The organism is Pseudomonas sp. 58 R 12, assembly GCF_900005865.1.
GTDB lineage: Bacteria > Pseudomonadota > Gammaproteobacteria > Pseudomonadales > Pseudomonadaceae > Aquipseudomonas > Aquipseudomonas tritici.
In genome coordinates this window covers 232,732-254,031 of record NZ_CVTP01000028.1, presented here as the reverse complement: position 1 = coordinate 254,031, position 21,300 = coordinate 232,732, and the positions used below count along the sequence as shown (strand labels likewise).

At 60.1% G+C, this 21,300-nt stretch carries 21 protein-coding genes; 7 read left to right on the top strand and 14 right to left on the bottom strand.

Features of this window, described 5'->3' with window-relative positions; all coding sequences use genetic code 11:
- Positions 1-2: 2 nt before the first annotated feature.
- The 6 genes from BFP95_RS25450 to BFP95_RS25425 all read right to left on the bottom strand — a co-directional run bounded on the left by BFP95_RS25450 (position 3) and on the right by BFP95_RS25425 (position 5,559).
- Entirely contained in the window at positions 3-236 is a 234-nt protein-coding gene (locus BFP95_RS25450; RefSeq protein ID WP_065874155.1) for a hypothetical protein, read from the bottom strand.
- Positions 237-474: 238 nt separating this feature from the next.
- The gene (locus BFP95_RS25445) at positions 475-1,791 is read right to left on the bottom strand and encodes an MFS transporter (RefSeq protein ID WP_065874158.1); all 1,317 of its coding nucleotides are present in this window, start codon (positions 1,789-1,791) and stop codon (positions 475-477) included.
- A gap of 66 nt (positions 1,792-1,857) precedes the next feature.
- Positions 1,858-2,382: a gamma carbonic anhydrase family protein gene (locus BFP95_RS25440; protein ID WP_065874159.1), complete on the bottom strand. Its 525-nt coding sequence runs from the start codon at positions 2,380-2,382 to the stop codon at positions 1,858-1,860.
- A 12-nt stretch (positions 2,383-2,394) separates the two neighbouring features.
- Positions 2,395-3,585, bottom strand: coding sequence for a CaiB/BaiF CoA transferase family protein (locus BFP95_RS25435; protein WP_065874160.1), 1,191 nt, complete (start codon positions 3,583-3,585; stop codon positions 2,395-2,397).
- A gap of 25 nt (positions 3,586-3,610) precedes the next feature.
- A complete protein-coding gene (locus BFP95_RS25430) occupies positions 3,611-4,540 on the bottom strand; it encodes a hydroxymethylglutaryl-CoA lyase (RefSeq protein ID WP_065874162.1) in 930 nt (309 codons plus the stop codon).
- A 119-nt stretch (positions 4,541-4,659) separates the two neighbouring features.
- Positions 4,660-5,559 (bottom strand): LysR family transcriptional regulator, encoded by a 900-nt coding sequence (locus BFP95_RS25425; RefSeq protein ID WP_065874163.1) that lies wholly within the window; start codon positions 5,557-5,559, stop codon positions 4,660-4,662.
- A gap of 219 nt (positions 5,560-5,778) precedes the next feature.
- Between BFP95_RS25425 and BFP95_RS29645 the strand changes: the two genes are divergently transcribed.
- Both BFP95_RS29645 and BFP95_RS25420 read left to right on the top strand, forming a co-directional pair.
- Entirely contained in the window at positions 5,779-6,048 is a 270-nt protein-coding gene (locus BFP95_RS29645; RefSeq protein WP_065946353.1) for a hypothetical protein, read from the top strand.
- A 219-nt stretch (positions 6,049-6,267) separates the two neighbouring features.
- Positions 6,268-6,591 carry a low molecular weight protein tyrosine phosphatase family protein gene (locus BFP95_RS25420; RefSeq protein WP_065874164.1) on the top strand — a complete coding sequence of 108 codons (324 nt, stop codon included), beginning with the start codon at positions 6,268-6,270 and terminating at the stop codon, positions 6,589-6,591.
- A gap of 228 nt (positions 6,592-6,819) precedes the next feature.
- Here the strand turns inward: BFP95_RS25420 and BFP95_RS25415 are convergent, their stop codons facing one another.
- Positions 6,820-7,275, bottom strand: a complete 456-nt coding sequence (locus BFP95_RS25415) for a hypothetical protein (protein WP_065890594.1) — start codon at positions 7,273-7,275, stop codon at positions 6,820-6,822.
- A gap of 406 nt (positions 7,276-7,681) precedes the next feature.
- Between BFP95_RS25415 and BFP95_RS25410 the strand changes: the two genes are divergently transcribed.
- Entirely contained in the window at positions 7,682-8,311 is a 630-nt protein-coding gene (locus BFP95_RS25410) for a DUF3885 domain-containing protein (protein ID WP_065874167.1), read from the top strand.
- A 172-nt stretch (positions 8,312-8,483) separates the two neighbouring features.
- Here BFP95_RS25410 and BFP95_RS30120 read toward each other — a convergent pair whose 3' ends face one another.
- The 6 genes from BFP95_RS30120 to serC all read right to left on the bottom strand — a co-directional run bounded on the left by BFP95_RS30120 (position 8,484) and on the right by serC (position 14,709).
- Entirely contained in the window at positions 8,484-8,861 is a 378-nt protein-coding gene (locus tag BFP95_RS30120) for a hypothetical protein (protein WP_256534317.1), read from the bottom strand.
- Positions 8,862-8,925: 64 nt separating this feature from the next.
- Positions 8,926-10,191: a serine hydroxymethyltransferase gene (glyA, locus tag BFP95_RS25400; RefSeq protein ID WP_065910873.1), complete on the bottom strand. Its 1,266-nt coding sequence runs from the start codon at positions 10,189-10,191 to the stop codon at positions 8,926-8,928.
- Positions 10,192-10,217: 26 nt separating this feature from the next.
- Positions 10,218-11,399: an aspartate aminotransferase family protein gene (locus BFP95_RS25395; RefSeq protein WP_065890593.1), complete on the bottom strand. Its 1,182-nt coding sequence runs from the start codon at positions 11,397-11,399 to the stop codon at positions 10,218-10,220.
- 29 nt (positions 11,400-11,428) lie between these two features.
- Complete coding sequence (locus tag BFP95_RS25390; protein ID WP_065874177.1) at positions 11,429-12,268, bottom strand: YggS family pyridoxal phosphate-dependent enzyme; 840 nt, start codon at positions 12,266-12,268, stop codon at positions 11,429-11,431.
- Positions 12,268-13,500, bottom strand: coding sequence for a benzoate/H(+) symporter BenE family transporter (locus BFP95_RS25385; RefSeq protein WP_065874178.1), 1,233 nt, complete (start codon positions 13,498-13,500; stop codon positions 12,268-12,270). Before BFP95_RS25385 ends, BFP95_RS25390 begins: the two co-directional genes overlap by 1 nt.
- 126 nt (positions 13,501-13,626) lie before the next feature.
- On the bottom strand, positions 13,627-14,709 hold the full coding sequence (gene serC / locus BFP95_RS25380; RefSeq protein ID WP_065874180.1) for a 3-phosphoserine/phosphohydroxythreonine transaminase: 1,083 nt from the start codon (positions 14,707-14,709) through the stop codon (positions 13,627-13,629).
- Positions 14,710-14,845: 136 nt separating this feature from the next.
- On the opposite strand from serC, the gene BFP95_RS25375 reads away from it, so the two are divergent.
- Entirely contained in the window at positions 14,846-16,342 is a 1,497-nt protein-coding gene (locus BFP95_RS25375; RefSeq protein WP_065910872.1) for a MocR-like pyridoxine biosynthesis transcription factor PdxR, read from the top strand.
- Between the two features lie 10 nt (positions 16,343-16,352).
- On the opposite strand, the gene BFP95_RS25370 is transcribed toward BFP95_RS25375, so the two are convergent.
- Positions 16,353-17,651 (bottom strand): serine hydroxymethyltransferase, encoded by a 1,299-nt coding sequence (locus tag BFP95_RS25370; protein ID WP_065874184.1) that lies wholly within the window; start codon positions 17,649-17,651, stop codon positions 16,353-16,355.
- Positions 17,652-17,891: 240 nt separating this feature from the next.
- Here BFP95_RS25370 and BFP95_RS25365 point away from each other — a divergent pair, with 240 nt between their 5' ends.
- From BFP95_RS25365 to BFP95_RS25355, 3 genes are all read left to right on the top strand, one after another.
- Positions 17,892-19,109, top strand: a complete 1,218-nt coding sequence (locus tag BFP95_RS25365; protein WP_065910871.1) for an MFS transporter — start codon at positions 17,892-17,894, stop codon at positions 19,107-19,109.
- A gap of 154 nt (positions 19,110-19,263) precedes the next feature.
- On the top strand, positions 19,264-20,226 hold the full coding sequence (locus tag BFP95_RS25360; protein WP_065910870.1) for an AurF N-oxygenase family protein: 963 nt from the start codon (positions 19,264-19,266) through the stop codon (positions 20,224-20,226).
- On the top strand, positions 20,223-21,275 hold the full coding sequence (locus BFP95_RS25355) for a 2Fe-2S iron-sulfur cluster-binding protein (protein ID WP_065910869.1): 1,053 nt from the start codon (positions 20,223-20,225) through the stop codon (positions 21,273-21,275). The genes BFP95_RS25360 and BFP95_RS25355 overlap by 4 nt, the downstream gene beginning before the upstream one ends.
- The last annotated feature ends 25 nt before the right edge of the window (positions 21,276-21,300 follow it).

The window sequence follows — 21,300 nt, the reverse complement described above, 5'->3', positions numbered from 1 at the left end:
GGTTAGCCCTTCAACTCACCCGCCCGGTTACTCGCCGCATCGTCGTAGGCCACATACAACGACTCGGCGATTTGGCTCTTGATGGCTTTGGTGGACTCAAGCCCCAACACAAACCCCTCAGCTTTGCCACCGGCGCGATTGAGCTCTTCATGGGTTGAAGCGCCAGTGATGGCTTCGAGGAGCTTGATGGCGTGAGGGCCTACGCCTTTGGGAAGGGAGATTTGGTCGATGGACATTGCGGTACCTTTTAAGAATGAGGTCGGTAGCGCGTGAACCACTGCCGGGGGTGGCATGGTAGACCGGTTGTGAAAGAAAGGGGGCGCTTTCGGCCGAAATAGACTTTGCCCTATGCGTCTGTAACGACGAACGCTCTCGGAATGGAAAGAGGCCCCCACGGGTGAAAGCGGTTCAAGAGCGCTTGCGCGATTCAAGCCCTTCAACAATCAGCAAGTCCGGTCATTCGTGAGAATTTCGTCAGGACCTGGGATTCTTGACGTAGCGCATGACGACGAAACAAGCGACTAGAATCAGCGGTGCAATGGAGAGCATGCCCATGTAGGTAGAGCCGGACAGATCGTTGATTTTGCCCACCATCACAGGTGCAACCATGCCGCTCAATTGGCCGATGGAGTTGATTGCTGCTGTCCCGGTAGCGATAGCCAGGCCGGAGAAGGTCGACTGCGGGATGGTCCAGAAAATCGGGATCGCAATAAAGGTGCCCGCAGTAGCGAGTACGAGTGCTGCCATCATCGCCCATGACGAGTCGGAGAACAGGCAGGCCAACACGTAGCCTACTGCCGCCGCCACCAGGCACCACACAAGGTAAGTCTTGCGTTCACCTGTACGATCAGAACGCCGGGTCAGCCATATCATGCCGATACAGGCCACGATGTAAGGCAACGCCGAAAGCATCCCTATCCAGAATAGACTCTGCACACCGGAGGATTTGATCAGGTGTGGCATCCAGAAGTTGAGGCCATAAGCAGCGGTCTTGATCACAAAGTAGATGAACGCCATGAGCGCCACTTCCCGGGTCAGCAACACACGCCACAACGATCCCAATACCGGCTTCTGGTTGACTTTGTCATGCGCCAGGTTGGCCGCCAGCAGGTCCTTCTCGCTACGGCTTAGCCATTTGGCCGATTCGATGTCTCGGTCCAGTTTCCACAACACCAGCAGGCCGAGTACCACACAGGGGAGTCCGGACATCAGGAACAGCCAGTGCCAACCTGCCAGCCCGAACACCCCGTCCATCGTGCCCAACAGGATCCCCGCCGCCGGCCCACCGACGGCGCCTGCCAGAGGTACCGCCAGGAACCAAAGGCCATTCATCTTTGCCAGGTGCTTCTTGGGAAACCAGCACGCCAGGTAGAACAGGATCGCCGGGCCAAAACCGGCTTCCATCACGCCGATCAGAAAACGCAGGAAGTACAGGGTGTATTGCGTGTAGGCGAACATCAAAGCCGCCGTCGCCAGTCCCCAGGAGATCATGATCCGACAGATCCAGGCCGGCGCCCCGTAGCGTTTGAGACCAAGACTGCTAGGCACTTCGAATAGCACGTAGCCGAAAAAAAACATGCTCGCGGCCAAACCGTATGCCGCGTCGCTCAGACCCAATTCATGCTGCATTTGGGTCTTGGCGAAGCTGATGTTGATCCGATCAAAATAGGAAAACAGAAAGCAGATAATGGCCAGCGGCATGATGCGCCAGGCCACGCGCCGATACAGCAGCAATTCGTTGATCGTTTCTTCGCTGCGCGCAAGGGCGATTTCGCCAGTCATGGCAACCATGATGTTTCTCCATTCTTGTAATTATTGGAGAGAGGCAAGTTCCTTCAGGAACTTTGCTCAACGGGTTTAGCTGATCAGGATCAGTTTTTCCTTGTAAACCTGACCCTTGACGACATAGTCCTCGGCGTTTCGGTGCATGCCGGCAATCGCTTCAGGCGTCAGTTCGCGCACGACTTTGGCAGGTGCGCCCAGGATCAGGGAGTTATCCGGGAACACCTTGCCTTCGGTGACAATCGCACCGGCGCCAACCAGGCAGTTCTTGCCGATGACCGCACCATTGAGGACAACCGCCTGAATCCCGATAAGCGCACCATCGCCAATGGTGCAGCCATGCAACATGGCCTGGTGGCCGATGGTGACGCCCTTGCCTACCGTCAGCGCAAATCCCGGATCGGCATGCAGCACCGCACCTTCCTGCACATTGCTGTGCTGACCGATGAAAATCGGCTCGTTGTCACCGCGCAGAACAGCATGTGGCCAGATACTGACGCCCTGCTGCAGCGTGACATTGCCGATGACGGTAGCGTCTTGCGCGACGAAGGTTTCGGCGTGGATGGCGGGGATAAGCGTGTCATATTGATAGATAGCCACGGCAGCTCCTCCTCAGGCCTGAGCATCAGTTTTCAGCACACCGGCAGCACACAGCTCGGCAATGTGTTCGTCGCTGTAGCCCAGTTCGCACATGACTTTGTGGGTGTGCTCGCCGATGCGTGGAATTGATCGACGGGGTTGAAGACGCTCGCCATCCAGGGACAACGGCAGCAGTGGCATGGCGGTGAACGATCCGTCTTCGAGTTCAAGATTTGCCAGTCCACCGCTTTTCAGCAGGTGAGGATCTTCAAACAACTCTTCCGGACGACGAATCGGCGCGAATGGAATGCCGTGGGCTTCGAGTTGTAGCGCCAGAGCCTGAGCATCCATGGTCGCGAAGACTTCAGCCAGATGGGCCAGCAGCCGTGGTCGTTGTAGAACGCGGTCGTTGTTGGTGGCAAGAGTCTGATCGTCGAGCAACACCGTCTGGCCCAGCAGCTGGCACAAGGCGTTCCACTGGCCTTCACCGGTGGCAGCAACGAACATCTGCTCACCGCCAGCGAACTCGAACACGTCATAGATGGCCCAGGCGCTGATGCGGTTCGGCATCGGCGCGGCTGCCTGCCCGGTCACCGCGTATTGCTGCATATGTTGGGCGGCGAGCAATACGCAGTTTTCGTAAAGCGCGCTTTGCACCTCACGACCGGCCCCAGTGACGTTGCGCTCGTTGAGCGCGGCAAGCACGCCGATGGCACCGAACATCCCGCCCATGATGTCGTTCACGGAACTGCCAGCACGTAGCGGTCTACCGACAGGGCCTGTCATGTAGGCCAGACCGGCCATCATCTGCACCACTTCATCCAGGGCCAGGCGATTGTCGTAAGGACCGTTCAGAAAGCCTTTGTGTGAGGCATAAATAATGCGCGGGTTACGCTCCCGAATCGCAGCGTAGCCAAAGCCGAGCGCTTGCATGCGGCCAGGTTTGAAGTTCTCGATGAATACGTCGGCGGTGTCGATAAGTTCCAGCACAGCGTCGCGCCCCTGAGGGGTGTTGACGTCAATGGCGATGCACTGTTTGTTGCGGTTGAAGGTGCGAAAAAAACCGGCACCCGCGCCCAGCAGGCGGCGCGTGCCGTCGCCCTGGATCGGCTCGATCTTGATCACCTCGGCACCGAGGTCACCCAGGATCATCCCGCAGGTCGGCCCCATCACCATATGAGAAATTTCGACGACACGAATGCCGTCCAATGGAAGTCTGGACATTAGCGTTTTCCTCGATCAAGCAGGCTCAAGCGCGGTTGGCGACTGGCGTGTAATTGAGTGGAAGGCCTGCGCGGGCAATGCAGCCGTAAAGCGTTTCGTCCGGTAAGGCGGCGCGCAGCAGATCCCTTGAAGCGATCAGTGCGGGCAGATCAATGCCGGTGTCATAGCCCATGCTTTGCAGCATGAACACCAGGTCTTCGGTCACGGTGTTGCCGGACGCGCCCGGCGCGAACGGGCAACCACCCAGCCCTGCCAGGGAAGAATCAAGCTCGGTGATGCCTTGCTGCACCGCCACCAGGCTGTTGGCCAGCGCCAGACCTCGGGTGTCATGAAAATGCGCAGCCCGGAGTTTGTCACCGGCAATAGCGCGAACCGCCTGCAACGTGGTCGCCACTTGGCCGGGATTGGCATAGCCAGTGGTGTCGCCAAGCGAAACCAGATCGCAGCCGGCTTCCAGCACCCGACCGGTCAATTCGCAGAGGTCGCTCAATGGCACATCGCCCTGGCGGGTGCAGCCAAATGCAACCGACATCCCGGCGATTATTTGAACGTTGTGCAAACCCATTTGGGTCCGTAGTTCGCACATCCGCGCCAGTTCCTCGACCATTTCCAGCGGCGTACGCCGCACATTGGCCAGGCTATGGGCAGCGCTGACGGAGACAGGCGCAATGATACGGTGAGCGCCGGACTCCAGCGCATCACGACAGCCGCGCAGGTTAGGCGCCAGGACCGTTACGACCAGATCTGGAAAACTCAAGGCGTGGGCGACGACTTCCTTTGCATCGGCCATCTGCGGCAGCAGTTTGGCGGGAACAAAGGACGCGACTTCCATATAACGCATGCCGGCAGCATAGGCGGCATCGATCCATTGTCGTTTGGCAGAGGTAGGCATTACGGTTTGAAGGCTTTGCAAACCATCACGCATGCCGACTTCATTGATTGTTATTGTTGTCATGAAAAAGCTCTCACAGGCTGAAGCGCAACTTCAGATTAAAGAGCCGCTGGCTTAGCAAAAAGACGTCATTTACGCGGTGATCCATCGTCAACCGCGATGGATTCAATCAGCCCCAAGGCTCAACCGGTGTTTGCGCGCAAAAGCAGATGATCCAGCAAGCGCCGTGCGGACAGCGACAGTGCATCCCGATCACGCACACAGATAACAAACTCACCCAGTGCCCAATCGTCGGTCAGCGGAATAATGCGCAAGTCAAACAACTGGGCATACCGCGCCACGGCCTCCAGTGGAAATACAGCAAGTCCCAAGCCGAATTGCACCAGGCGGAATGCGGCGTCGAACGACGAAACATAGGAGCGAAACCGCAGCTCATGTCCGTCCTTAGTCGCTTCATTACGCATGAAGTTATTCAACGTGGCGAAAGCGGACAACCCCAAATGATCAAAGGCCAGGGTCTCTGCGAACGCAATACGGGGGCGATTGGCCAAGGAATGGTTCGAGCCTACGACGACGGCCAGATGATCCCGACGATAAGGTAGAAACTCCAGATCGCCCATGGCCATTGATCGTCGACAAATGCCCAAATCGGCATTGCCTTCAGCCACACCTCGTACCACATCGGGACTGAAACGTTCTTCGATGTCGGCCTGGATTCCAGGGTGCTTAAGCATGAAGTCAGACAGCTCTTCGGGTAGAAACTCCATAATTGACGAGATGTTTGCCAACACCCGTACATGCCCTCGGGCGCCTTCAGCGTATTCGCCAAGCTCGCTATCGAGCCGCTCCATCGCCCGTGTCAGAGACCGAGCATGCCGAAGCAGCGCCAACCCCGCCGGGGTCGGTTCAACCCCGCGTTTGCTGCGCTTTAGTAGCGCCGTACCAAATCGCGCCTCAATGTCGGAAATACGTTTGCTGACCGCCGAGGGCGCCATAAATGCTCGCTCACTGGCGCTTGCAATCGTGCCCTCTTCACAGACCAGAATGAACAAGTGCAAGGATAAGTGATCCAGGTGCTGCATTACGTCCGTCCATCAAATAGCAATGTGGCGCGAAGATACATTTCTCCGCGTTCAATCTACTGAGGTTTTCGCAAATATTCTGGATATACGCAATCGCCGCTGGAATGGCTTCGAGTTTTGCAGACGCATCGGAGGGCTGCTTCTGGCCGATTTCGCTATTCATCAATCTCCCGAGCGTGCGAAATTACCAGCTCTGCAATTTCTCTCAAAGGCAGCCTCATGACCTCTACCCTGGCAGTGTCGGATATTTTAGGTCCATGGAGTGGCGATACCCCCACAGGAATCATTCAGCGTTGCAGGGAGGCATGGGACACACCTTTAGAGAGTTTGAATGATCTTATGGTCGCTACTTTTTTGAATCAGAATATCGCGACGGAACACTTGCTGATTGAAGCGAAGCGCCACATGAAAGATCAGGAACGAGATGAAACCGAGTACTTCGACGGCCAGCTTCTCGAAGCTATCGAGCGCTTGCAATCCGGGGAGTAATTCATCCCGACAGTTTGTTGCGCTCGACGTGGACTATCTATATTGGATCGCTTTCTATCTCGCGCGACTGGCAGAGAACGTCGATAGCAGCCCTTGTTGTCAGGCAATAATCGGCCAGAACGGACACATTCCTTTTATTCCCAGAAGCTACGCTGTGAGTACGCCAACGTATCCGAACCTGAGCTTCGGATCTCCGGAACAGTTTGGAGCTAACCCACTTTGAATGTGTTGTTCATCTGCGGCAAAAACCGCCTACGTAGTCCGACCGCCGAGCAAATTTTTGCTGATTGGTCGGGAGTTGATACAGCATCGGCTGGTGTCAATAACGATGCGGATGTGCCTGTAAGCCAGGAGCTTCTAGGGTGGGCCGATCTCATTTTTGTTATGGAGCAAATCCATCGAAAGAAACTGACTGCTCGCTTCACCTCGGCATTGGCCAATAAACGTATCATCTGTCTGAATATTTCGGATGATTACGAATATATGGCACCTGCTTTGATCAAGCTGCTGGAAGCGAGAGTCGAGCGTTATTTATCCTCCTGATGTTATGTCCGCCTGTGGGCCGTCTCCACCTAATCAGTCGACTGACCGCTCTTGGCCGATTCTGCTGAAAAATCGTACTCGCTTAGCCAAGGTAACCGCCTGTGAAAATGGGATCAGACCACGATTAATAATAGTGGTCTGACCCCTGTTCTTCTGTGGTCTGACCCCTGTTCTTCTTCGAGAAAAGCCCCTTTGCGGGCCCTTTCGTACGCGGGGTAAAAGTGCTAATTACTTGTTCCGCAGTAGCACATACGCTTCACCGCCGTTGCGATCATGCTGAAGAATAAAGTTGTTGTCCTGGATGCGCACCTTCGATGGCACGCGATCTGCTACCGACGTTTGCGAGTAAGTCTGCGCGGCGCTCAGCAGTTGGCGGGTCAGACTGTCGTCGGGTTGCTTCGGAGTGGTAACGACGCATTCCTTTTCGGAAAGTTGCACGGAGAGGTTTTTGTCCGCGGTGAAGCCGATGCGCGTGAAACCCATGTCCTGGAGGTCGTTGATGCCGAAGCGCTTGGCCGCTTCAGCAGAACCGGCGAACGAGGGGGCGGTCTTCAGACAAATTTCGACGAAGGCTTCGATCGCCTTGGAGGTGACAGGCGTCGATACGCTTGGTGTTGCAGTGGAGCAGCTGGCGAGGACTAACAGGCTGGATAAGGCGAGTGTACGGAACAAAGTATTGGACATGAAGCGGGATCCTTCCATTGGAAATTCGGAGTGCAGACGTAGGCTGAGCGGCGCCGGAACGGAACGCCTGCGAATGGTAAATTAAAATGGAGTACGGGGTTTACGACTTTGCGAACCTCTACGCTTGCTGGCAGTGCGCTCGCGACGTGAACCTGTGTGTGCTTGGGCTAGCTTGACGACGGTCGGCAAATTCGCTTAGCAGCAGATTGCATAGCAGCGACAGGCAATAGCCGCTCGATTTCAGTAAATGCTAACCGGACGCTATGGGTCGTTTTCAACCAGTAGCCACAGGTAGAAAACGGCCAAAAGCGGACGCTCGCGGCTTAGCTCAGATTTTACGTATACAGTAATATCCGTCTGCACCGCCCAAACTATGGAGCCGGGCTATTAGCCATGAAGGGATCAAGTGAATCTACAACTTGAAATTGAGAGGATCTTTGGGGGTAAAGCATTTGACAGGCCACTTTTCTATTCCTATCCAGGAGGTCTGCGTTTTGAGCTCTCTGAAACTGGTGGAGTGATTGAGCAATTTCTATCAGCACTACGAAAATCAACAAAGATCTGCAGCGATATCTTTCTTGAGGACGCGACGCTTGTTGCTTGTCTGCGCATTCATTCTGGCAGCAACCGATTTGCTCATCGGCCCCTGATTCACGCCCTTCGATCTGCCGGCATTAACATACCCACGGAGTGCTCAGTCTGGAGTGAGGAAATAGATCCGGAGGAATGGTTTTGCGAAAGGGAGCCGGAATATTGGATCAACATCGCATTTGAAGCGCCTGCGACTCTGCTTCAAGCATTTCTTTGGTGTGCTTTGGCTAGGGACTTTGCCGCAATTCAGCCTAAACCCAACTGCGTTTTATACCTCTTCAATTTGAAGAGGCACGTTATGGTTTTTCCCTACGACGACAGAGGTATGGATGTGGTCGGCCCCAACAAAAATCTGCTTTCACAGTTGTATCGTCTGCATCATACATACCTGCTGGAATACGACCGACATACGATGGACACCACATTTGCAGGGGCTGCGCGCTAGCCTCATTGCTTACATTGAGGCTGAAATCGTGCCCACAGCCCACATGGCCACCGTCTCTTTTTGGCCGCTTACTGCCCGTCATTCCTGACTACTTTTTTGGGTGAGTACCACCCCTCCCCCGTAATAACCCATCCGCGAGCGAGACTTGGATATTCCTAATCCCATCTAAAGACTAACGCTCAGTGCACCAGACCTCAGCCTCTCCTTTGAAAAGCCTAAGCCACAGCCCATGTGAAACGAGGGTGCTACGCAGCTCCGGGATGCGGATCAAATTCTCAATATCACCACCGAAGTGCTTTAAGAGCAGTCCGTTACGAACGTGCACGATGTAACCCTGACCACCCGCCATTACGATCACATGAAAAGTTGATTCCACTTCCAACACGCAGTTGAAGCGGCAGGACCCGGTGAGCCAGCAAATCGAGATCATTTTTTGGGGCGTGCCCTGGGCTGTGACTTTCGGGCTCACCGGGATCAGTCTTCGGCAGATCATCACGACGCACCCACTCCCCCAGATCGAACGCCTGATAACGCTGGAAGCAGGCTGCATGAGCGTCCTTTTCGGGTAAAGGCGTGAATCAGGGGCCGTCCACACGGCCCCCCCCCAAACCCATTCAGCGATAAACCGGATAACGCCGGCACAGTGCGACAACCTGTTCGCGCACGTGGTGGCCGACCTTGTCACTGTCGCCATATTCCAGGGTGTCGAGTACGTCGCACAACCACCCTGCCACTTGCTCGCAGGCCTCGACACCGAAGCCCCGCGTCGTCACCGCCGGGCTGCCGATGCGCAGGCCGGAGGTCACGAAGGGTGAGCGTGGGTCATTCGGCACCGAGTTTTTATTCGCGGTGATGTAGGCGCTGCTCAATGCCGCATCGGCGTCCTTGCCGGTGTAGGGCTTGTCGGACAGGTCGATCAGCATCATGTGGTTGTCGGTTCCGCCCGAGACGATCTTGTAGCCGCGCTTTTGCAGCACCGCCGCCATGGCGCGGGCGTTGATCACCACTTGGGCCTGGTAGACGCGGAACTCAGGCGTCAGCGCTTCCTTGAACGCTACGGCCTTGGCTGCAATCTGGTGCATAAGCGGGCCGCCCTGCACGCCGGGAAACACTGCCGAATCGAGTTTTTTGTAGAAGGCTTCGTCCTGGCCCTTCGACAGAATCAAACCGCCCCGTGGGCCGCGCAGGGTTTTGTGCGTGGTGCTGGTGACCACATGCGCATGGGGCAGCGGGTCCGGGTATTCGCCGGCGGCGACCAACCCGGCGACGTGGGCCATGTCGACCCAGAATATGGCGCCGACCTTGTCGGCGATGGTGCGCATGCGTGCCCAGTCCTTGTAGCGCGAGTACGCCGAGAAGCCGCCGATCAACATTTTCGGGCGCGTCTGCAGGGCAATTCGTTCCATCTCGTCGTAGTCGAGAAAACCGGTTTTCGGGTCCAGCCCGTAGGGCACGATCTTGTAATGCCGGCCCGAAAAGTTCGCCGGGTTACCGTGGGTCAGGTGGCCGCCCTGGGCCAGGTTCATGCCCATCACCGTGTCACCGGGGTTGATCAACGCGAGGAACACCGCCGCGTTGGCCTGCGCACCCGCGTGAGGCTGCACGTTGGCGTAGTCGCAGTTGAACAGGGTCTTGACCCGCTCAATCGCCAGCCGCTCGGCTACATCGACGTATTCACAACCACTGTAGTAGCGCTTGCCGGGATAGCCCTCGGCGTACTTGTTGGTGAGTACCGTGCTCTGGGTCTGCATGACCAGCGGGCTGGCGTAGTTCTCCGACGCGATCAGCTCAATGTGGTCTTCCTGGCGATGCGCTTCGTTATGAATCGCCTCACGCAGTTCAGGGTCGAAAGCATCCAGGGTGAGCGTTGAGTCATACATGGTGGGGGCGTCCTTGGTTAACAAATTCAAACAGCGGGCGACAGCAGGCGAATGACACGTGCGGCGATCTCGTCGATCTGTGTGTCATCGCAGATCAGTGCGGGCAACAGGCGCATGGTGGTGCCACGGGTGACGGTGATCAGCAGGCGTTGTTCTTCACGGGCGCGGTCGACCAGCTCGCCGCACGGGCGGTTGAGTTCGACGCCGACCATCAAGCCGATACCACGAATGGCCACCACCTCGGGATGGTTGCCCAGCGCCAGCTTGAGCGCGGCCAGCAGGCGTCGGCCGCTGGCGGCGGCGCGTTGTGGCAGGTGCTCACGCTGCATGATGTCCAGCACCGTGCACCCCACGCGGCAGGCCAGCGGGTTACCGCCAAACGTGGACGCATGGTGACCGGGGGAAAACAGCTCGGCGGCCTTGCCCCGCGCCAGGCATGCGCCTATCGGGTAGCCGTTGCCAAGTGCCTTGGCCAGGGTGATGACATCCGGCTCGATGCCCGCGTGTTGAAAGCCAAACCAGGCGCCGGTGCGGCCCATGCCGGTTTGCACTTCATCAATCATCATCAGCCAGTCGTGTTCATCGCACAGGGCGCGCAACCCTTGCAGGTAGCCCGCGAACGCCGCATGCACCCCACCCTCGCCCTGCACCGGTTCGACCAGCACGGCAACGATGTTGGGTGACTGCGCCGCAACCGCCCGAATCGCCTCGATGTCGTTGTACGGCACGCGCACAAAGCCGGGCATCAACGGTTCGAAACCGGCGTGCACCGCCGGGTTGCCGGTGGCCGCCAGCGTGGCGAGAGTGCGCCCGTGGAAGCTGTTGTCCATCACCAGCACCTGCGGCTGGGCCACGCCTCGGGCATGGGCGTGCAACCGCGCCAGCTTCAGCGCGGCTTCATTGGCCTCGGCGCCGGAGTTGCAGAAAAACGCGCGCTCCATGCCGGACAACAGGCACAACCGCTCGCCCAGTTGCTCCTGCCACGGGATGCGAAACATGTTGGTGGTGTGCAGCAACTGCGTGGACTGCTCGGCGATGGCGGTGGCAATTTCCGGGTTGGCATGCCCCAGGCTCGTCACGGCCACGCCGGCGATGGCATCCAGGTATTCAACGCCGTCGGTGTCCCACAGGCGAGCGCCCAGGCCTCGGCTGAACGAGACCGGCTGACGGGACGAGGTGTGCATCAGGTAAGCGGGTGCTGCGGACATTGCAGGCCTCCTATAGAGATCAATCAACGTTAAGGGGCGAGCGCCGGCAACTCGTCGTCGTTGCGCGGTCTGGCGTCGGCCGTGGGCCAGTAATAGGCATCTGGCATGGCGCGGGCACCGAAGATGGCTTGGCCGACGCGTACCACGGTTGCACCCTCTTCAATGGCAATTTCAAAGTCGCCCGACATACCCATCGACAACTCCTGCAGCGACACGCCCTCGGGCACCTGCGCGAGCAAGCGGTCGCGCAATTCACGCAAGCGCACGAAGCAGGGGCGCACCCGCACCACGTCGGCGCAAAACAGCGCCAGGGTCATCAGCCCGCGAACCCGTAGCGCCGGGAATGCCGGCAGCGCCGCGATGAACGCCGCCACATCCTCGGGAGCCAGGCCGTACTTGCTGGCTTCGCCCGAGGTGTTGACCTGCACGAACACATCCATCTGCCGACCTTCGAGCTGCAGGCGATGGTTCAGCACTTCGGCCACGCGCAGGCTGTCGAGCGCCTGGAATTCGCTGGCAAAACGCGCAACCTGCTTGGCCTTGTTGGTTTGCAGGTGGCCGATGACTGACCATTGCAGGTCGTGCAGGTCGCTCATGGCTTGCGCCTTGCGCTGGGCCTCCTGCACCTTGTTTTCGCCGAGCAGGCGGCAACCGGCGGCATAGGCCAGGCGCAGATGGGCTTCGTCGAAGGTCTTGCTGACCGGCAGCAACCGCACGGTGGCCGGGTCACGCCCGACGCGGTGGCAGGCATCAATGATGCGTTGCTGCACAGCGGCAAGATTGCGACGAAAGTCCTCGACGCTGACCGCCTGCGGATAGCGACCATGGTCGGCGTGGAGCGTGGTGAGGTGTTCGGCTTGCCCAGTCATCAGCGGGTCGCTCCCTTGGTGGTCACCGCAGTGGTTTTTTCACGACGTGGCAGTTGCCCATTGAGTACCGCATACGCCGCGAGGCCGATGAGCAAGCCCCAGAACGCGCCGCCAATGCCAAGCAAGGTGATGTTGGCGGCGCACGCCAGAAAGGTGATCAGCGAGGCTTCACGGGATTTGACGTCCGCCATGGCATTGGCCAGGCTGCCGCCGATGGTGCCGAGCAGCGCCAGCCCGGCCAGGGTGGTAATGAACGTCGCCGGAAAGGCCATGAACACCGCCGCCAGGGTTACGCCAAAAATCCCCACCAGGATGTAGAACACCCCTGCCGCTACCCCGGCGATCCAGCGTTTGGAAGGGTCTTCGGACGCTTCCTTGCCGGTGCAGATCGCCGCCGTGATTGCCGCGATATTGAACGCATGGGAGCCGAACGGCGCCATCAGCAGCGAACCCAGCCCGGTCACGCTGAGAATCGGGTTGGCACTGGTCTTGAAGCCGTCATTGCGCAGCACCAGCATGCCCGGCATGTACTGCCCCGTGAGGGTAATCAAAAAAAGCGGCAACGCCACGCTCAGCAACGCATTGAGCGAGAACTCGGGCCGCGTGAATACCGGTGTGGCGAACGCCAGCGCCAGTCCGGAAAAATCCACTCGCCCCTGCATCAGCAAAAAGCCCAGCCCCAGTACCAGAATGCCGACCACCGCGTAGCGTGCGCTCAAGCGTTTGAACACGATGTAGGCGCCGATGAGCAGCCCCACCAACAGCGGGTCGACCGTCATGCTCGCGAATGCACCGATGCCGAACTGCAAGAGAATGCCGCCCAGCAGGCCCGCCGCAACGCCAGGCGGGATCAGGCGCACAGCCCTTTCAAAATAGCCGGATACCCCCAGCAGCACGAACGCCGCCGCTGAAATCAAATACGCACCAATCGCCTCGGCGTAGGGCGTGGTCGCCAGGGCAACGATCAAGAACGCCGCCGCCGGGGTCGACCAGGCGGTGATGATCGGCTCGCGGCTCACCCAACTGAGGAACAACCCTGTCACACCGACGCCAATCGACACCGACCAGACCCACGACGCCGTCAGCTCAGGGCTGAGGCCGGCAACCTTGGCGGCCTGGAACACTAGAATGAAGGTGCCGCCGTAATTGACGATCACCGAAATCAGCCCGGCAACCACCGGGTGCAGCACATCCCGCAGACGCAGGGACGACTGGGATTGAGTAGAGGGCATAAGTCTTGGCTCCTTGCTGGACAATGGATCAGGCCGTGGCCAGGCGGTCATTTATAGCCGTTGAATGGTGGGGTTTGCCCCTACGCTTGTGCGCAGCAGACCAGACCACTTTTCGCGCAGGAGCGGTTACCCATGTGCGCGTGCGAAGTCAGCCATAAAGTCAGTCAGCGCCTCGACTGCGGTTAACGAGACGGCGTTGTAGAGGCTGGCGCGCAGGCCGCCGACACTGGCGTGGCCTTTCAAGCCGTTAAGGCCGGCGGCTTCGGCGCGGCGCAAGAAGGTCTTCTCCAGCGTCGAATCCGCCAGCACGAACGGCACGTTGTTGATCGAGCGGTACGCCGGCTGCACCCGATTGCGGTAGAACCCGCCGCTCTCGTCGATGGCGCGATAGAGCCGGTGCGCCTTGGCCTGGTTACGCTCATGCAAGGCCGGCAGGCCGCCGTTGTGCTTGATCCACTTGAGCGTCAGGCCGGTGAGGTACCAGGGAAACGTCGCCGGGGTATTGAGCATCGACTGCGCATCGCTGATGTGGGCGTAGTTGAGAATGTCCGGAGTGAAGGCATGGGAGCGTTCCAGTAATGCGGAGTCGACGATGACCACCGTCAACCCGGCCACCCCCATGTTTTTCTGCGCGGCGGCATACACCAGGTCGTGCCGGGCGACGTCCATCGGCTTGGACAAAAGGCTTGAACAGGCATCACACACCAGCGGCGCGGCGCTGTCGGGCGGGGCGATGAATTGCACGCCGTGGACCGTCTCATTCTCGGTGTAATGCAGGTAGGCGGCGTCAGGATTGAGGTGCCAGCTCGCTGCGTCAGGCACGCGGTCGAAGCCGGTTGCGCGGGCACTGGCCGCGATTCGCACATCGCAATAACGCCGCGCCGCTTCAATCGCCTTACCCGACCAGAGGCCGGTGTGCAGGTAGTCCGCCGTGCCTTTGTCGCCCAACAGGTTCATCGGCACCTGGGCGAACTGCAGCGAGGCGCCGCCTTGCAAAAACAACACTTTGTATGCGTCCGGCACGCCGAGAATGTTGCGCAGGTCCTGCTCCGCCTGGCGGGCAACGTCCATGAACACGCGGGAGCGATGGCTGATCTCCATCACCGACATACCGGTGCCGGCAAAATCAAAAAATTCTTCGTGTGCCTGGGTGAGCACTTCCAGCGGCACCGCCGTGGGGCCGGCGCTGAAGTTGTGGGATCTGGCCATCGTCGCGTAACTCCTGTTCAAGAACACTCGCATCGTGCGGGCTTGCCACGCGCCGGGGCCGGGCTGGCGAGGGCTGGATTCTACGGATAGACTGGCCTGCCATTACAGGCCAATTCCAAAGGACGGAGCAGACCGCATGGCAAAAACCTTCGAGCTCGAAACCCTGAAAATGCGCCTCAACGACGTGGAGTTTCAGCTGCTGGACTTGCACCAGCGCATCCAGCGGGCGTTGCGCGCACTGATCCTCGACGGCGCCCTCGGCCCCGGCCTGAAACTGCCTGCCACACGGGTCTTGGCAACGTCACTGGGGTGCGCCCGCGACACCGTCGAGAACGCCTACGTGCAGTTGCATCGGGACGGGTTTATCGTACGCCGCGAGGGTGCTGGCAGTTACGTCTGCGACACGGTCGGCGTCGAATTGCGCGGCGCCACACGCCGGCGCATCAAGGCCCAGGAAGTGCGCAGCAACGCCGCCGCACCCGGCGCCGAGCTGAGCCAGCGAGGGCGGATGATCTTCGAAACGGGCGGCGTCAGCGACCAGCAAGTCATCAAGGCCTTCGCCACCGGTTTGCCGGAAACCCGCAGTTTCCCCACGGATGTCTGGGAACGCCTGCAACGCCAGGTGATGAAGGACTATCGCGCCAACGTGCTCTTGCACGGCGACCCGCAAGGCGCCGAGCCGCTGCGCAAGGCGATTGCCACCTACCTGAACCTAGAGCGCGGGGCCAAGTGTTCGCCCGATCAGGTGCTGGTGCTGAGCAGCACGCGCCAGGCCTTGTACCTCTGCGCGCAGCTGCTGGTGGATGCCGGCAAGCCGATCCTGCTGGAAAACCCTGGCTATTACGGCGCACGCAAAGCCTTCGAGATCGCTGAAGCCAAGGTGCTGCCCATCGATGTCGATGAACGCGGCATCCGCACCGACCTGTTGTACGCCGACCGCAGCGGCGCCAACTGCGTGTACGTCACACCGTCGCACCAATACCCCACCGGCGTGACGCTGCCGCTGGAACGGCGCCTTGAGTTGATCAACTGGGCAGCGGAAAAAAGCAAGTGGCTGATCGAGGACGACTACGACAGCGAGTTCCATTACGACGGACAACCCACCGCCTGCGTGCAGGGTCTGGACAAGTATCAGCGCACGCTCTACATCGGCACGTTCAGCAAGACGCTCTACCCCGGCTTGCGCATGGGCTACATGGTGCTGCCCCACGAACTGGTCAAGCCCTTTGCCTACGCACGCAGCATGATGGACGGGCATACGCCGCAAGTGCTGCAACTGACCCTGGCGCGGTTTATGGAAGACGGCCATTACAACGCCCACGTGCGGGCCATGCGCAAGCTCTATGCCGGGCGCCGCTCGATCATGCATGACGCCATTGGCAAGTACCTGGGCGAGGTCGTCACCGCCCAGTTTCCGCCGGGCGGGTTGCAGATTCCCTGTCTGCTGAAAGCGGGCTGGAGCGAAGAAAAAACCATCCGCCAGGCGGCCACCGCCGGCGTGCAATTGTCCGGACTCAGCAAGCTGTACGCAGGCGAACCGCAGCAATACGGCTGGCTGCTGGGCTACTCGTCGTTGACCGCGTATGAAATCGAAGCCGCCATGCTGCGCCTGGCCAATGCGCTGAAAATCTAGAGGCAGCCGCTCAGTAAGGCAGCTTGAAACGCTTGGTCAGTTCGCCGATGCCTTCGCGAATCGAGCGCTCGGTGCGACTGTCGAGGGCGCCGCTGCGCACGCCGCCGAGCATGGCGAGGATCATGTCGCCGATCTCGCGAAATTCATCCACGCCCATGCCCCGCGACGTGCAGGCCGCGCTGCCGATGCGAATGCCGGAGGTGACACTGGGTTTGACCTCGTCGCCCGGCACGATATTTTTGTTCACGGTAATCCCGATCGCTTCCAGCGCCTGTTCGGCGACATTGCCGACCAGGCCCCACGGCCGCAGGTCAATCACGCCAAGGTGACAGTCGGTGCCGCCCGAGACCACCGACAACCCGCCTTCGGCCAAACGCCCGCACAAGGCCTGGGCGTTCGCAATCACCGCATGCGCGTAGGTGCTGAACGCCGGTTGCAAGGCTTCGCCGAGCGCCACTGCCTTGGCCGCCAGCGTGTGCATCAGCGGCGCGCCTTGCAGGCCGGGAAACACCGCCGCATTGATTTTCTGCGCAATGCCCGGCTCGTTGCACAGGATCATCCCGCCGCGCGGCCCGCGCAGTGTGGTGTGGGTGCTGATGGTGGTGACGTGGGCGAACGGCACCGGCGACGGGTACGCACCGCCCGCTACCAGTCCGGCGACGTGGGCAATGTCGGCCATCAGGAAGGCCCCGACTTCGTCGGCAATTGCGCGAAAGCGCGCGAAGTCCAGCGCCCGTGAATAGGCCGAAGCGCCGACGATGATCAATCGCGGGCGTTCCTGGCGGGCCATCTGCTCGACCTGGTCCATGTCGACCCGATGGGTCAGCGGATGCACGCCATAACTGAGGGCCTGAAACCAGCGCCCGGACATATTGAACGCCGCACCGTGGGACAGGTGCCCGCCGGACTTGAGGTCCAGGCCGAGGATCTTGTCGCCCGGTGCCAGCAGCGCCAGAAACACCGCCTGATTGGCCTGGCTGCCCGAGTGGGGTTGCAGGTTGGCGTAGGCACAGTTGAACAACCGCCGGGCGCGCTCGTTGGCCAGCTCTTCTACCGCGTCGACGTTGCAGCAGCCGGCGTAATAACGGCGCCCCGGATACCCTTCGGCATGCTTGTTGGTGAGCACCGAGCCCTGGGCTTCAAGCACTGCACGGCTGACAAAATTCTCGGCAGCAATCAGCTCGATTGACTGCATCTGGCGCTGGCGCTCGGCGTCGATGGCACGCCACACATCCCCGTCCGCCTGGGCCAGTGCGACGCCACTGAGCACCGGCAGCGCGTGCCCGTCTCGATAAGCGAAATGCGGCATGGTCACTCCCTGTGAAAACGTCGATTGGCAAACGGCGTCTACCCTAGCGGCACACGGCCCGCGCCGGTATACCAGTTTGCGCCAGCGTTGCAGACCACTGCGCGGCGCGGCGCCACGGCGCGAGACCAGTAGCGCTGCAAAGTGGTCTGGTGAACCTTTGAACATTGGACTATCCCGCAAGACCAACGCCCCACTAAGCTCTGCGCCGGTTTTGTCACCCCCATTTCCACAGGTTCTGCCATGACGTCTTTTCGTATCGGACTGCTGCCGCAGGTCTCAGCCGCGCACTTTGTCAGTCATCTGCACATCATGGTGCTGGCGGCGTTGTTTCCCCTCCTCGCGGCTTTTTTCGACGTCGATTACGTGCAGTTGGGCCTGGCCCTGAGCCTGTTCAACATCGTCACCGCGCTGGTGCAGGCGCCGATGGGATTTGCCGTGGACCGTTTCGGCGCACGGCGCCTTCTGTTAGCCGCGCTGGCAGTGGGCAGTAGCAGTTTCCTGTTGATTGCACTCGTGCCCAACTACCTTTGCTTGCTGATCGGCATGGCGCTGGCCGGCGTCGCCAACGCGGTTTACCACCCGGCCGACTATGCCCTGCTGTCCCGCCATATTGACCCTGCCCACATTGGCAAAGCATTCTCCGTGCACACCTTCGCCGGCTTCCTCGGCGCCGCCGTGGCCCCGGTGTTTTTGTTGAGCATCGCCGTGGCGAGCACGCCGGCCATGGCGTTTGCCGCCGCCGCAGGCGTAGGGTTTGTCGCGCTGGCGGTGTTGTCGATACCTGGCGCGGCACTGGCCCAAGTCAATTATGTGTCGCCAGCGGCCGACCCGGCGCCCCTCGACACGCGTCGGCGCCCGTTGCTGTCGCCCATGGTGCTGAGCCTGACGTTGTTATTCGTGCTGCTGAACCTGAGCACCGGCGCAATTGAAAAATTCTCGGTCGCGGCCCTTATGCAAGGCCAGGGCGTGGCCTTGACCTGGGCCAACTCGGCACTCACCGCGTTCCTGTTTGCCAGCGCCTTTGGCGTGCTGGCAGGCGGCGCACTGGCCGACCGCACCCGCCGCCATGGCGTGGTGGCCGCCAGCGCGTTTGCCCTGGCCTGCGGGTTGATACTGTTGGTCGCCACGGCGCACTTGAGCGAGCTGGCACTGCTGCTGGTACTCGGTGTAGCGGGTTTCCTGACCGGGGTGATCGCGCCGTCCCGCGACATGCTGGTGCGCGCAGCGTCGCCGAAAGGCGCGGAAGGCAAGACTTTCGGCATTGTCTCCACCGGCTTCAATATCGGCGGCACCCTCGGCCCGGTCGGGTTCGCCTGGCTACTCGACCAAGGCCACCACAACTCGATTTTCTGGGCCATTGCTGCCTTTATGGGCCTGACGGTCGCGCTGACCCTGATGCAAGAACGGCACTTGGCCAAAGCCCGGAAAATGCCCGCATTACACCCGCAATTCAACTGACCTGGAGCAATATCCCCCGCTTTTTTTGGCGCAAACTTGAAGGGCAACGTCCCGCATTTATTACGCGGCAACCCGCTTGTGCGGCCCCGTCATGTTTGCAAAGGACTGCACTCATAACCCGAACACCAATAGCTGTTTTCTTTGGAGTTAAAACATGGACCGTTTGAATTGTGGTACCGATGACGTGGTACAAAACATGCTCGCCAAGTTGTCCGGGCTCTGGAAAACCCGCGCTGCCGTGAACAATCCGCAACCGGATTACTGGGGCCTGGCCTTTGACCCGAAGAAGCAGGATTTCAGCCTGTCGCTGCTGCCGTTCCGTCATCACCAGGCCTGGCTCGAAGCACCGCAGGACCTGCAATCCAAGTGCCTGTCCTACGCGTGGGGCATCTACAACCTCAAGACGATCTACATCGAATGCGACGTGGTGGTGCCCGCCTGCGAGGACATCATCAAGACCCCGCCACACAGCCAGAACCGCGCCCTGCTGCAGGACGTGATGTCCCAGGCACTGCTGGACGAAGCCCTGCACACGCGCATGTCGAGCATGGCCTGCAACTACATCTACGACATGCGCAAACTGACCCCGCTGGATTTCAGCGCGTTCAACCTGGTGACCTGGCGCGAAGCCCTGCTGGCCAACTGCACGGCCGAATGGGAGCGCCGCCTGACCCGTTTTGGTGTGGCGTGCGCGAGTGAAACGCTGATCACCGATTACCTCAAGACCATGGCCGAAGACACCAGCATCCAGGCGGTGTGCCACGAGGTCACACGCACCCACGCCATCGATGAATGGAGCCATTCCAGCGTGTTCAGTTTCGTCGCCTCCGACATCGTTCATGGCCTGAGCCGCACCGAGCGCGAGTACCTGCGCTCAATCATCCTGTGCACCGTGCAGATGTTCGCCAACAACGAAATGGGCGCATGGGCCAAGGTGTTCTCGATACTGCAGATGCCGCATGCCAGCGAGATCCTGCATGACGTGGGCGACAACAACGAAATCAGCGTATACACCGACTCGCTCCAGGCCCTGATCGACCGTATCGGCCTGACCGGCAAAGGCCTTAGCAGCGCCGAACACGCCATCGAAACCTTGAGCGAGAAGGCCCGCGCATGAACGCCATGACCCCACTGCAGGCCCGTTGCGAACGCGTGACCATTGAAACCGCTGCGATCAACGTCTTCAGCCTGCGCGCCGTGGGCGCCCACGCCGAGTTCCTTGACCGCCTGGAACCCGGCAAGCACGTGGCGCTGCGCTTTCCGGACACTACGGGCACGCCGCAGCAACGGCTGTATTCGATCACTCGCAGGCAAGGCGCCGACGGGTTCGAGATTGCGGTCAAGCGCGAAGGCCATGGCGGGGTCTCGGACCAGTTGCACGCTACCTTGCAGGAGGGCTCGCAGGTCGCGGTGGAGTTTGTGGCCGGGGACATCAGCCTGGGGTCGATCATCGGCTGCAAGCACGTCGGCATGCTCGCTGGCGGCATCGGCATCACCTTGCCAATCGCCTTGCTGCGCGGCCTGCTGGAACGCGCACGACGCGGCCTGGCGGTGCCCGAGGTAAGCCTGCTGTTATGTGTGCCGACGGTGGCCGACATTCCCTTCCTGCATGAGTTGCTGGACCTGGAACTGAACACCCGCTGGTTTTCGCTGCAGGTCTTCATTACCCGCGAAGCGGTGCGCAGCAACGGCCATTTCAGGGCCGGCCGCCCCACCGCCGCCGACCTGAACCTGCTGGGTAACCCGGACACGGTGGTGATCTGCGGCAGTCATCGTTTTGCCCAAGGCTTGCGCGACCAGACGCTGGCGCTGTTTCCGGACAGCCAATTGCTGATCGAATCCTTCACCCCGCCGGTCAGGGCCGCGCAGGCGCAACCTGCGACCAGCGCTGCGCTGCGCCTGCACATAAGCCACACCGACGAGTTGCTGGAACCGCCCGCCGGCAAGAGCCTGCTGGAGATGCTCGAATCCAGCGGCATTGCAGTGCGCAGCCTGTGCCGCGCCGGGATCTGCGGCCACTGTCGGATCAAATTGTCCGAGGGCGAATACACCCTCGAGCCCGACTTTTGCCTGACCGATAAGGACAAGGGCGAAGGCTTTGCGTTGGCCTGCTGCACCTTCCCGCAATCGGGGACGATCAAGGTCGACCTCAACCCCACTGCATAAACCGTCAGGCCCTTATTTCAACCGC